We start from the raw sequence: 13249 nt of genomic DNA, 5'->3' as shown, positions 1-13249 counted from the left end.
GAAAAAATGTCTAAACGTATTATTGGTACAACACCTAAAGAAGATGGATTTAGAATGCCCGGTGAATTTGAAGCTCAAGATCAAATATTTATGATTTGGCCTGAACGTCCAGATAATTGGCGGGATGGAGCTAAACCAGTTCAAATTGCTTTTACCAATGTGGCAAAAGCCATCAGCAAATTTACACCCGTTACCATGCTCGTTTCACAGGCACAATATCAAAATGCTCGTTATCAACTTCCTGAACATGTGCGCGTGCTTGAAGTTTCAAATAACGACTCTTGGGTACGTGATTGTGGGCCAAGCTTTGTGATAAATGATAAGGGCGAACTTCGTGCTAATGACTGGACTTTTAATGCTTGGGGTGGTTTGGTTGATGGACTTTATTTTCCTTGGGACCAAGATGATTTAGTTGCCCAAAAGGTTTGCGAGTTAGAACATGTTGATTCCTATCGGACCGATGATTTTGTGCTCGAAGGTGGTTCATTCCATGTTGACGGTGAAGGGACTGTTTTAACTACAGAAATGTGTCTTTTATCCGAAGGACGTAACCCTCATATGAGTAAAGAAGACATTGAAAATAAACTTAAAGCTCATTTGAATGTTGAAAAAGTACTTTGGTTAGGTGATGGAATTGACCCAGACGAAACAAATGGGCACGTGGATGATGTTGCTTGTTTTGTAGCTCCTGGTGAGGTTGCTTGTATTTATACTGATGATAAAAAATCACCATTTTATGAAGCAGCCCAAGATGCTTATAAACGATTAAGTCAAATGACAGACGCTAAAGGTCGTCAACTTAAAGTTCATAAATTGACCTGTCCAGTAAATAATGTCACGATTAAAAAAGAATTTAAGATTGATACAGTTGAAGGAACTTTGCCTCGTGAGGATGGGGATATCTGTATTGCTTCATATATGAACTTTTTAATTACTAACAAAGGAGTTATTGTCCCTCAATATGGTGATGAAAATGATGCTCTGGCTTTAAAACAAGTTCAAGAAATGTTCCCAGACCGTGAAATTGTTGGAGTAAATACAGTTGAAGTAGTCTATGGCGGTGGAAATATTCACTGTATTACACAACAACAACCGAAAGCCAAATAGTAATAGAGAGGACATAAAATAAAATGGCAAAACGTATTGTAGTAGCTCTAGGAGGGAATGCTATTTTAAGCAGTGACCCTACAGCACAAGCGCAAGCTAAGGCACTTAATAAAACCGCCGAACAATTAATGCCTTTAATAAAAGACAACGATGTTGAAATGGTCGTCACTCACGGAAATGGTCCACAAGTTGGTAATTTACTTTTGCAACAACTTGAAAACGATTCTCCTAAAAATCCAGCTATGCCTCTCGATACAGCAGTTGCGATGACTCAAGGACAAATTGGTTATTGGATGGCTCAGGCTTTTACACAAGCCCTTGCTAATAATGGAATGTCCGAAGTTCCATTTGTTTCAGTAGTAACAAGAACGGTCGTCGACCCTAAAGATGAAGCTTTCAAAAATCCGACAAAACCTATTGGACCTTTTTACAGTAAAGATGAGGCCAAAGGGATTCAAGAAAAATATCCAGATTGGAAAATGATTGAGGACTCTGGACGGGGATATCGTCGGGTTGTTCCATCACCTTTGCCTCTTAAAATTGTCGAAGCCAATGCGATTAAACCCTTGTTAGAAGCAGCGGCATTAGTCACTGTATCTGGTGGTGGAGGGATTCCAGTCATTGAAAGTAATCAGGGCTATCAAGGAGTTGAAGCAGTAATCGATAAAGATTTTTCTGCGGCAAAATTGGCAGAGCTTGTAGATGCTGACGAATTAGTTATTTTTACCTCAGTGGGTGATGTCTTTCTAAATTTCGGGAAACCTAATCAAAAAGCACTTGGGGTTGTTCCCGTCAGTGAAATGCGTCAGTATCTGGAAGAAGGATATTTTGCCGCTGGTTCTATGAAACCAAAAGTTGCTGCTGCTGTTGCCTTTGTAGAAAATACAGGAAAGCACGCAACAATTACTTCACTAGAAAATGTTGAAAATTTTGTAAAAACAGGTGCTGGAACACGCATTGTACCAGATTGAGAGGGTAATTTATAAATTTAGTACAGCTAAATAAAGTTAATAAAAAAGTTACTAGAAATATTTCTGGTAACTTTTTTATAATAGTGAGGACTATATTAATCTTAAAAACTTGAGTAGATTTTAGGCTTTTCGAATGTTTTTCTTATCCACAAAATTTTTAAAATTAAATATCATACTTTCCTGTATGTAAATTACGGATAGTTTCACCACCAGGTAAAGGAGGTAGGCCAAGAGAATCTTCACGGCTGAAAGCTTCTAGAAGTCCAGGAGTCAATTGAGAATACTCCACTGTTTCAGGACTAATCTTATGGATGATTGTATCCCCTTTTCCTGAAGTAATCTTTTTAGCAAAGTTAGGATCAAGCAAGGTTCCACGAGCTACGGCAATTAGGTCAGCATAGTTTTCAATCGCATCCGCGGCCTTATCTTCTTCAAAAATTCCCCCAACAATTAGTAATTTAGTTTCAGTATCTAAAATTTCTTTAAATAATTGGGCATAAGATTTTTCACTATTTTCAGGCTTAGAATTATATCCAGCCCATAATGAAAGATGAATATAGTCAAGTTTATATTTAATGACTTCGGAAATTAGGGTCAAAGCTTCTTTGTAGTCATAACCAACGTTTTTTCCGTGAAGTTCTTCAGGAGAAATACGGTAACCAATAATAAAGTCTTTAGGAGCATATTCATCAACAATTGCTTTAACTTCTTTGACTACAGCTAGGGGAAAGGCCATCCGTTTATCAAGAGTCCCACCCCACTTATCTGTACGAAGATTAGAAAGTTTTGAGAAGAATTGTTGAAGCAAATAATGATTTGCTCCGTGAATTTCTACACCATCAAATCCAGCATCAATTGCTCGTTTAGTAGCTCTTCCAAAGTCAAGAATAATTTCATCAATTTCGGCTAATGTAAGTTCGCGAACAGGATAATCAAGGAAAGAAAAATCAATAGCACTAGGTGCGACAACATCTAATCCATTTACATGACGTCCTACAGCAGCACGACCCGCATGGTGAATTTGAAGAATTGCCTTATTTCCATCTTTTTTTAAGGCTTGTGCAGTTTTACGAAGTCCTTCCAGATGAGCATCAGAGTAAGCCCCTAATTGTTCAGGATATCCTGGGACATAAGCTGGTCCACCATTCTCACTAACATAATGGAATTCAGTAATTAACATGCCTGCCGCTTGTGAGCGCGCAGAATAGTAATGAATAGTATCATCAGAAACAAAACCACCTTTTAAACCAGAATGAGTTTGCATAGGTGACATTACAATTCGAGTATTTAAAGTTGCCCCATGACGCAAGGTAACATGATCAGTAAGTTGATTTGGCATAGTTTTATCCTGTTATTATTATATTTAGAAAATGAGAAAGTTAAAACTATAAATCGAGAAATATCGATATAAACTTTTAAAAAGAAAACTAGAAGCTTATCTACAATTCCTTTAAAATAAAATTTTTAAAATCGGAAATCATCTCTTCATTTCGGCGATAGTAAGTCCATTTACCAATCCTAGTAGCAATCAATAAATTATCTTTTTCTAACATGGAAAGATAATGAGAAGTAGTTGATTGAGTTAAATTCAATAACTTTTGAATTTCACCAACACAAACCCCGGTTTCAACTTCATCAATTTTAGTTTCATTAGAAAAATGTTCCTTGGGTTCTTTAAGTAGAGTGAGAATCTTTAAGCGATATTCATTTGATAGAGTTTTAAAAGTTTCAACATTTTCCATAAATCCATTATATCGAAAAAAAGCGATATGTCAATATAAAAGATTATTTTAATCAAAAATAAAAAGAAGTTATTAATAACTTCTTTTTAAATTACTCATGCTTTTTAGTCTTTAAAAGATAAAGTGTAGCACTAGTAAGGATTAAGAGACTCCCTGTAAGTAAAGCGAAAGGAGAGAATGTATCGCCAGTTTCAGGTAAAGCTTCTTTTGGTAGAGTCTTTACTGCTAAAGTTTTAGATGGAATTTTAGAAGTTTTAATTACTTGAGGAGTTGGATTTTTTGTATAAATATAGATAACAGTTTGGGGGTCATTTGTAAATTGCCCTTCTGTGATTCCTTGAACTTCCTTGAAATTGTATCCTGAAATTTTCTTTTGTTCGCTAGTATATGAATTACCTATATTTCCAGATTTTATTATTTCGTCAGAAATTGATTTTCCGTTGGTGTCCACATACTTAATAGTTACAGTTCCAGTTGCTATAGGATTTTTTGAGTAGACATAAGTAACAGTCTGAGGCTCTGTCGTAAATTGTCCATTTATATTTCCTTGGACTTCTTTAAAAGTATATCCGGCAATATTTTTTTGTTCGGTGCTAAAAGGACTGGCCACATTTCCAGATTTTATTATTTCATCAGAAATTGATTTTCCGTTGGTGTCCACATACTTGATAGTTACGGTTCCAGTTGCTATAGGATTTTTTGTGTAGACATAAGTAACAGCCTGAGGCTCTGTTGTAAATTGTCCATTTTTATTTCCTTGAACCTCTTTAAAAGTATATCCGGCAATATTTTTTTGTTCGGTTGTATATTCTTGATCGATATTACCTGAAAGTGAGATAGGATCTGAAATAGGGAACCCATTAGTATCAACATATTTAACTGTTACTGTAGCCCCAGCTACTGGACTTTTCTTATAAATATAATTTAAGTTTGTTAATTGAGCTTTTTTAAAAGTATCTGCTTCTGGAATTGATACTAAAGTATAGCCTGTGAAGTCTCTTGCTTCTGAGGGAATAGAATCTCCAGATTCACCAATAATAGTTGGAGAGGTTAATAATTCTGTACCATCTTCCGTTTTATAATGGATGACAGCACCAGGGCTATCAGAATAATAAGCCCAAGCAAAATTAGCGTTAGCTGGTAAAGTATCTAAAGGTTGCAGTGCATAATTATTTCCAGGAATCTCATTGATTGGACTGACCACTTTTGCAGTGACCACTTGAACCACATAATAATTAAAAAAGTAAGTTTGTCCATCAACAGTCAAGGTTTTGTTAGGAATAGGTAATTTGACAGGATTTTGAAGTCCAGGCCCAACCAAAGTGTCAGGACCAGTAATTGAACCTGCATTAGTGATTGAATTCCCTGAGTCATGAGTAAAATAAGCATTTGTAGAAGTGGTCAGCCCAAAATAGTTGAGCTTTCCTTCTGAGTTCTGATTGAAATCCATTGGAATGGAAATAGAATAATCATTTCTCACATTGTTTATTTTAATTATTCTTCCCATGACATTGGCTTTATCAGAACTTTTAGGATAGTAGGCGCTTACTGGATATTCATAATTAAATAGATTATAGTCAATAGCTGCACTAACCTTTTGTACATTAAAAAATAGAAAAGCAAGGGCGAGTAGTAGTGACGAGATAAGGGATTTCTTATTCATATGGGCTAACTCCTTCTTGTTATTGTTACCTTTAGAGTAGCTTATTGATTACAGTCAGTCAACTAAAACGTTTCTTAAAATAAGAAATTTAGATTTTTGTGCGAATTTTTAATAAATTCCAAAGTACTTTAGTCGTTGTAAGAGCTGTAGATTGGATAAAAAAGAAGAATACGAAATTAGATTCTTCCTTTTTTTTTACATTTAAGCAATGGTATCATATAAAGTTTATTTAAGTTTCAAATAAACTAAAGAACCATCCGTAGAGATTTTATCTCCGCCACCATTTCTGCTTCGATAAGGATTGGTAAAATGAGTGTATATCTTTTTTTCTTCAACTAGATTGTGTTCAATGAGCTGGTTTGCGATGAGATTTCTTTCTCCATCTATATTTTCATCAATTCGATGGGTGATTTGCCCTGTAAATAAAGAAAAGCGAATTCCAATATCTAAAGAAGCGGCACAGACCCAATCGGACTTTACTCCGCCCGGAAGGTAATAATCTTTGGGAGTCTCCCAAAGTCTAATATGATGTCTTTGTTTAGGACTTCCGGCAATTTCTTTTTCAAAAGAAAGGTCTTGTTTTTTAGAAAATAAAAAGAGAGAGCTGATTGGGGCAGTTGGATAACTTTGATGCAATAAGCTTGATTTTATAATTTTGAGAGAAGACCGCAAAGTAATTTTATCTGATTTTTTCCAACCCATTGCTAAAAAAGCGGCTTCGATTTCCTCTTTTGAGCCATCAATTAATAAATTGACGGAGTCTCCTAATACACCGTCAGAGGTTCGTGACCTACCGATAAAGTATTCTGGAAGGTAGATTTTCGTAATGATTTTTGTGACATTGGGGATAATAAGATAGGACAATATTAGCCAAGTGACGATGTAGATAAAAATATGAATTTTACGAGTTAATATATCTCTGAAAAACAAATCATAGATAGTATAGCCAAAAACGATTGCTACTAAAATACGAAAAGTACGAGCGGTAAAATTTATAATTTTGGTTTTTTGGTCCATTTATATCACCTTTCTGTTTTTTTATATATTAACTTTATTATTTCAGATTTAAAGAAAACTTATTCACTTTTAAATGACCTTCTTCAATAATAAGTTCCCATTTTTGTACATCTTTTTGAAGCGGTTGTTTTTCAGGCAAAGGTTGTTTTAACATTTGATTAAATCGAGGCATTGATCTTGAAGTTACAAGATATAATAGGCTCCCGTTCTCATCATATGAGAGGGAGTATTTTGCCTTAAGTGATACTTCTACAGTAATTTTATGCTTATATTGGTGTAAATTATTTATTCCTTCAACATGAATATCAAAAAAGGATTCTTTCTTGCCATACATCTCATTACGAGTGATATGTTTATCATGTTTTTTCAGTAAATTTTTACTGTAAAATTGGCTATTTTGATAAAGCTTTGCTTGATTCCAGGAGTCGAGGACAGCTAAAACAAGATTTTCAATCTCATTAATCTTAATAATTTCTTCAGAAATATTTTTAGTGGTCTTATATTTTTTGGAGCTTATTTTTTCAATTTGCAAAAAGATTATTGGTAACACAATGAGAAAAAGAGCTACAAGTAATTTCAAGTAAAATGGAGTTGAAGTCATATTAATTTGTGGTTTCTACGGGTGTGAGATAAGCCTTGAATTCATTATCAGTTGAGCGATCTCTTGTTGTGATAGTGCATTCATCAAATCGAGTGAGATTTGATGCAACAGTAGCTTTATAAGCAGAAACATTAATATCTTGACTTAATTTTGATTCGGGAACACTATAAGTTAAGGTCACTTCTCCTAGTTTCATGAATAAATCTCTGAAAGTTAGGGCTTTTAATTTTTCTTTTGTTGCGATTAGATTTTCAGAGCTACTCCATCCATGACCCAAAAGAGTGTCAAAGTCGGAATATGATAGTTTTATAATCGCATCAGAAATGTTTTTATTTTTAAAGCTGACAGACATCGTTTTATCGCGAGCTCCTCCAGTGAAGGAAACATCAAAGAAGAGGAATTTAGGGTTAGAAATGGATAAGGTTGCATCAGGGTCTGGCGAATCATGGTTTAAATTAACTTGAGCATTTCCTTTGGCATTTGACCAGTTTCCAGCAATAGCTTCTTCATATTCTTTCAAAAAAGATTGGTTTTGCGTTTTCCAAACCTCATTAACCGAATCCATCCGATTTTTAATCGGAGTTATTGCTTTTTTATATTGAACTGAATCTTTCCGATAGTAGGTTATTTTTTGTTTTTTAGTGCTCAGTGTTAAGATATTTCCTGAATTATCGAAGGCAACTTGATATTTATAGCGTTTGAGATAACTTAGTTCGTGTTTTTTTTCATTGAAATTGTAGTCTTTTACTTTAGTAAAATTAAGGGTAGAAGTACTGCTATCTGGAAAATCTAATAGTTTGAGATTACTTGTCACTTGTGTGGGTTCTTGTAAAAGTTCCCACTGACCTTTTATTAGTGTACTTTCTGACTTCGTTAGTTTGCTACATGCTGAAAGAGAGAGAAAAGTTGTTATTAGTATAGCTACTACGATGATTTTATTTTTCAATTTTTTTACTCCGTTTTAGAAACAGCTCCAGAAATTTGAACCCCTTCATCACCACATTGTGTGATGAGTAAGGCATTATCAAATGATAATTTTCCGTTTTTATATGAAAGTTCGGAAGGGGAAAAGCTTTGAGAAATTGTGCCAGTATCAGTTGTTACATCATAAGAAAAGGCAATATATTTAATACGTTTAAACATTTGTTCAGCTGTGAGGTCTTTAATGATGTTCAAAAGTTTTTTAGGATTTTCTGGAATATGGTCCGAAGGTTCTAATCCTAATATTCCATTAGGTTGATAAGAGGCATAGGCATTGTGAATTACTTTTTGATCAAAATTTGTTAACGAATCAGAAGAAGCGTGAAATGAAAGATTAGTTCCACCATCAAAAGTTAATGTTTGCATTCCTGGTGCCCAAGCCACACCTTGACCAGTAGTTGCTACTGATTTGAAGTGCCCTGACCATGTTCCAATCATTGCTTCCTTGAGTGATTTTTCAATGATGTCTGTTTTAGAGTTCCAAACGTCATTTAAATGAGTCACTGATTTTTTCTCTTTTTCTTCTTTGTTCTTAATTTCTTTGGTCTTTTCTTTTTCAAGTTTACTTCCTACTCGATAATAAAGGCTTCCACTTATATCTGAACTTGTTGTATCAAATTTTAATATGTCCTGACCTTGTTCTAACTTATAATCATAACTGTATGAACCAATAATAATTTGTCGTCCTAGTTTATAATCATATTCATTAGTAGACAGTGTGACTTTGTTCTTATCAAATTTGATTTTTTCACTGGTAGACGTGGTTAAGTCTAACAGTTTATGCGCGTCGGCAGCACTAGACGTTTTCGGAAGAGTGATTTTACTTTCAGTATATGAAATCCATTCTCCTTGAATAGCCTGCTGAGCGTTAGGGATAGTATCAACGCTATCTTTACTTGAATTTTTACAGCTGCTTAAAATTCCAACAGTAAAAACAGCAAAGATGATAATAAAAAATTTTTTCATAAATCTATATACTCCAATTTTGGTTGTATTACGGTTTTATTATAGCATATAAGTGGATAAATATAAGCAAGATTGTAGGTCAGGTATTTGGATAAAAGCAACATTAAGGCAAGTCAATTTAGAATTAATAAGTAAAAAGGATTACGTTTTAAATTATGGTATAATGTTATGGTAAAATATTTGAAATAAAATGATTTTTGGAGTAATTTATGAAAAGAAAGTTGTTGTTTTTTGTTACGATAGTTTGTGTTCTGATTTGCACAAGCATGATAAAAGTGAGCGCTGATAGTCAGAACTTTGTGGATGACCAGGCAAATATTCTGTCCATAGAAACTAAAGATAAGATTAATTCATCATTAAATGAGTTTACAAATGCCACAATAAATGGAGAAATGGCAAATCCGCAATATGCGGTCCTTACGATAGATAGTTTGGAAGGAGAATCAATAGAAAAATTTTCTAAGAATTATTTTAATTCTAAAGGGATTGGTGATAAGAAAAATAATTTAGGGATTCTACTTGTTATTGCGGTAAATGATCATAAATATCGTACTCAATTAGGCAAAGGTTGGAATGGAAATGCATTTTTAAATGAAGAGAATATCAAAGAGCAAGTTTATAAATCCGATGTTAATGACGACTTTAGTGCTTTTGATTATGATGAGGCAGTTTGTTTAATGATAAATCGAACACTGAACTTAGCGGAGAATACCTTAAGTTGGAATCGGGACACGATGTTGGTGGAAGAGTCGGGTGAGTATTATTCAAGTAGCTTTAACTATACATCAAATGGAGATGCAGGAGATGCTTTCTTATTGTTTTCAATACCTGTTTTAATAATTGGAGGATTTGTTTTCCTATCAATAATTATCTTTAATAAAGTTACTGCTTTTAAACCTAAATATAGTGTCGATGAGGTAATGGATTTTATTACTAAAAATGAAATCTCTTTGCCCTCATTGAAGAAAATAGAAGGCAAGCTTAGTAGACAGGAGATTGCTTGGGCCTTTAGATATGATGAACAAGCGACTTTAGACCTTGACTATATGATTCCATATTTTACTAGGATTTCAATTAACTTGAACTGCTTGGAAGGTGTCAGAAACACTGTTTTAGAGAAAAATTCAGAAGAACTAATAACTAAGTACTTATTAAAACTGCAAAATAATAATCATAGAATTTATTCAGATTCTTCTTATCTTATCCGGGATTTAACAATGTTTGTTTCTCAAAGCTCTTCACAAATACTAGCTCCAGCTTCTACGGGTCATTTTTATAGTAATAATTTTAAAGGGACTAAAAAATATAGCGGAGATTCCTATCATGCTTATTCAAACTATAGTAGTGATTATGGAGGTGGATTCTCTGGTGGTGGCGGTTCATCTGATGGAGGAGGAGCTTCAGGAGGTTGGTGAATTAATTTTTGGAGTACTATTACTAATAAAATTTTCATACTTAAATATAAGAAAAATAGAGGTTTTTTAAATGGAACAAAATGTGGAAAATATACTTACATTAAAGAAAGACAAAAGTAGCATAAAAAAGATAAATAGCCTTATTCTTTTTATTTTTATCGTGGGCTATGGAGGTCTTGGAGTTTATCAAATGGGGAAAAATAAATTGGTGACTTATACGGCACTGGCAATATCAATTTTATATATTTTTTCTCTTTTGGTTTCTTTTTTGATTAAAAGAATAAGCAGAAATTCTAAAAAGAAGGCTCCATTCATTATGCAAGTGGAGAATGATGAGTTAATTTATTATCCTTTAACTAATAACACTATTAGTTATCAAATCTTCTTAAAAGAAGTGAAAGATATTCATGTCTTATGGTGGGGGAATGGAACTAATAAAGTAGTCGTTGAATTTTTAGAACAACCCAAAATTTCGTCACGTACAGATGGAGATAAAAAGAACATAGTGGAAAAGAATAAATTATCATTTGAACGACTCGATATCAGTTATAAGGACTTTAATCAATTCTTTAACTCTATGAATGATATCGCTGCTTTTCCTGTTATTTTTGATAAACGATGATCATATGGAAAAAAAGTTAAAAAATCTTATCCTAATTCTACAAATAAGATGTAAGAAGAAAAATAGTTACCATTATTTATACACATTTAATGTATAAAAAGAAATGAGAAATATAGGAGTTCCGCAAGACATGATTTGATGTTTTTGTAAAAAAGCAGTAAAATAAAAGCACGAAAACGAAAGAAAAATAACAAAATGTTACATTTTTATGTAACACCCGAAGAACTAAAACAACAAGTCAGTCTAGAGAGCAAATTTAATAAGCTATTCAACGTGTTAACTCAATGAATAGTACGGTTGTGGAGCAAGGGCAAGGCAAGCTTTTCAAGCTTATTTTGGACAATACAATCAATTGGAAGAAAACGTTCGTAATTTTATAGAATTACTGGAGAGCATTAATCAACAACTTAATAATTATGCGAATACCATTGTGGAACTTGACGCACAAGATGCTTCAAAGCTTTGGTTTCTAAAGAGAAATAACCTTAAAGGTCAATTTTTTAGTAAGGGAAAATGAAATGAAAAAACGAAAAATGCTAATTTTAGCATTATTAGTTGTCGGTCTGGTTGGAGTAGGAATTACAGGAGGAAAATATTATATGAACGAGAAAGCTGAAAAAGAAAAAGTAGAGTTACAAACTTCAGATTACAGTATTGCGCAAGAAAGAATATTAGCTAAACAAATGAAAAATACATTTGCAGATATACGATCAATTAAATTTGATAAAAATACAATATATAAAAATGAGATGACGGGATATACTAGCGTTTCTGCTAGTATTCTGACTGCGAACGATGAATTTAGCATAGAAGTTGATTTTCCAGAAAAAAATAAAAATATTGATAGTACTTTGGATGGTTTTTTGGGCAAAGGTGGGCAATTAGGTGAAACAAAAGATTTAATTATAACATGGTTTACAGATGGAAAGGATGAGGAAATTTAATATGACAACAAATAAAGAATTGGTTCAATTTAATAATAAAGTTTATAATGTCGACCCTAATTATCCTGGTAAAACCGTAGTATCTCATAATCCAAAGCCAGGAGAAGAGAATGTTGTTACTGCTAAAGTAAATGGGAAATTTAATCAATATCAAGTTGTAGCCACAGATTGCGATAATTCATTATTTGGAGGTAGCTATCGTGGAATGGCGGTTGCCCCTATTACAAAAGACTTTCCTGAAGGTGACCCTAATCAGGTGATTATTGTGTCTGCTGGGACAAATCCTAAAGACTGGAAAAATCTTGCGAGTGCTTTTGATGAATGGGTCGGTTTTCAATCGGACCAATTGTCATCTGCTCAAGCTTTTTTGAAACGAGTTCAAGAAAAGTATACTGTTACTCAATTAACAGGCTATAGTCAAGGAGGCTATATGCTAAAAGTTGGGGCTGAAGCTCATATTCCAACAACCGTTTTTAACGGCTGGTTTAGATATGCAGATTTAACTAAAGCAGAACGAGACTATATAGAATCGCACCGCGAAATGTTCGTTAACTTCCGTCATACTAATGATGATACGGTTAGATATTTAGATGCTAATATGGTTGGGGATGATTTAGGGACAATTGTATGGATTGATGGAAGTAGTCATGATTTATCTTCGTGGAATTTTGATAGTAAGGGAAATCTTATTGATGAAAAGGGACATGTTTATAAACTTCCTAAAAATGTTGATGTTGAAAAAAGTATTGAAGGAATGGGGAAACAGTTTGAAGTTCAAATGTCGTTGCTAAGTGACCTGCGTACACGATTTACAGCTAGTGGAGGTGGTCTTTCATCTAGTGAAAAAATTTATTTAAATGATGCACAGGCTCTTGCCATTGTTTCAACGGCTAGTTCTGAATTTGAGCTGGCAATGAGTAATGTCATGAAAAACTATCAAGATGGAATTAAAGAATCAGAAAAATTGTGGAATAAGACGGTAAATAAGGCTCGAAGTATGGGAAATCTTCTTGAAAATTTGGAGATTCATGAAGCACTTGAAATGGTTGGATTTACTCATGAGAATATTGTTGGTTTTCCGACTGGGCAGTATCAGAATAAAATTGATAAAGTGAGAAAAATGAGTGATAAATTTAAAAATATTGAGGGTGAAATTAAAGGTAAAATATCAGAATTAGTTGCTCGAGATAGTGAATTAGCTCAGCAACTCAAAGGATAAG

The 13249-nt window shown here is 33.6% G+C and carries 13 protein-coding genes and 1 pseudogene; 7 read left to right on the top strand and 7 right to left on the bottom strand.

Features of this window, described 5'->3' with window-relative positions:
• The first annotated feature begins 6 nt into the window (after window positions 1-6).
• A complete protein-coding gene (gene aguA / locus KW2_RS08315; protein ID WP_021037636.1) occupies window positions 7-1107 on the top strand; it encodes an agmatine deiminase in 1101 nt (366 codons plus the stop codon).
• A 23-nt stretch (window positions 1108-1130) separates the two neighbouring features.
• Complete coding sequence (gene arcC, locus KW2_RS08310; RefSeq protein ID WP_021037635.1) at window positions 1131-2078, top strand: carbamate kinase; 948 nt, start codon at window positions 1131-1133, stop codon at window positions 2076-2078.
• A 163-nt stretch (window positions 2079-2241) separates the two neighbouring features.
• Here arcC and KW2_RS08305 read toward each other — a convergent pair whose 3' ends face one another.
• From KW2_RS08305 to KW2_RS08270, 7 genes are all read right to left on the bottom strand, one after another.
• On the bottom strand, window positions 2242-3417 hold the full coding sequence (locus KW2_RS08305; protein ID WP_021037634.1) for an NADH-dependent flavin oxidoreductase: 1176 nt from the start codon (window positions 3415-3417) through the stop codon (window positions 2242-2244).
• Window positions 3418-3517: 100 nt separating this feature from the next.
• Window positions 3518-3820 (bottom strand): ArsR/SmtB family transcription factor, encoded by a 303-nt coding sequence (locus KW2_RS08300; protein ID WP_021037633.1) that lies wholly within the window; start codon window positions 3818-3820, stop codon window positions 3518-3520.
• Window positions 3821-3911: 91 nt separating this feature from the next.
• Complete coding sequence (locus tag KW2_RS11950) at window positions 3912-5483, bottom strand: MucBP domain-containing protein (RefSeq protein ID WP_021037632.1); 1572 nt, start codon at window positions 5481-5483, stop codon at window positions 3912-3914.
• A gap of 225 nt (window positions 5484-5708) precedes the next feature.
• Window positions 5709-6500, bottom strand: coding sequence for an LssY C-terminal domain-containing protein (locus tag KW2_RS08285; protein ID WP_021037631.1), 792 nt, complete (start codon window positions 6498-6500; stop codon window positions 5709-5711).
• 37 nt (window positions 6501-6537) lie between these two features.
• Window positions 6538-7032, bottom strand: coding sequence for a hypothetical protein (locus tag KW2_RS08280; protein WP_244878732.1), 495 nt, complete (start codon window positions 7030-7032; stop codon window positions 6538-6540).
• 70 nt (window positions 7033-7102) lie between these two features.
• Window positions 7103-8047, bottom strand: a complete 945-nt coding sequence (locus KW2_RS08275) for a hypothetical protein (RefSeq protein WP_021037629.1) — start codon at window positions 8045-8047, stop codon at window positions 7103-7105.
• Between the two features lie 5 nt (window positions 8048-8052).
• Window positions 8053-9048 (bottom strand): hypothetical protein, encoded by a 996-nt coding sequence (locus KW2_RS08270; protein WP_021037628.1) that lies wholly within the window; start codon window positions 9046-9048, stop codon window positions 8053-8055.
• A 209-nt stretch (window positions 9049-9257) separates the two neighbouring features.
• Here KW2_RS08270 and KW2_RS08265 point away from each other — a divergent pair, with 209 nt between their 5' ends.
• From KW2_RS08265 to KW2_RS08245, 5 genes and pseudogenes are all read left to right on the top strand, one after another.
• Entirely contained in the window at window positions 9258-10463 is a 1206-nt protein-coding gene (locus KW2_RS08265; protein ID WP_021037627.1) for a TPM domain-containing protein, read from the top strand.
• A gap of 70 nt (window positions 10464-10533) precedes the next feature.
• Window positions 10534-11085, top strand: coding sequence for a hypothetical protein (locus KW2_RS08260; protein ID WP_021037626.1), 552 nt, complete (start codon window positions 10534-10536; stop codon window positions 11083-11085).
• Window positions 11086-11280: 195 nt separating this feature from the next.
• Window positions 11281-11602, top strand: a pseudogene (locus KW2_RS12365) (WXG100 family type VII secretion target).
• Window position 11603: 1 nt separating this feature from the next.
• A complete protein-coding gene (locus KW2_RS08250) occupies window positions 11604-12029 on the top strand; it encodes a hypothetical protein (RefSeq protein ID WP_021037625.1) in 426 nt (141 codons plus the stop codon).
• 1 nt (window position 12030) lies between these two features.
• A complete protein-coding gene (locus KW2_RS08245; RefSeq protein ID WP_021037624.1) occupies window positions 12031-13248 on the top strand; it encodes a hypothetical protein in 1218 nt (405 codons plus the stop codon).
• The last annotated feature ends 1 nt before the right edge of the window (window position 13249 follow it).

Origin of the sequence: Lactococcus cremoris subsp. cremoris KW2 (assembly GCF_000468955.1) — a bacterium.
GTDB classification, from domain to species: domain Bacteria; phylum Bacillota; class Bacilli; order Lactobacillales; family Streptococcaceae; genus Lactococcus; species Lactococcus cremoris.
Note: the sequence above shows the minus strand (reverse complement) of the source record. Positions and strands in the feature narration are given on the sequence as shown.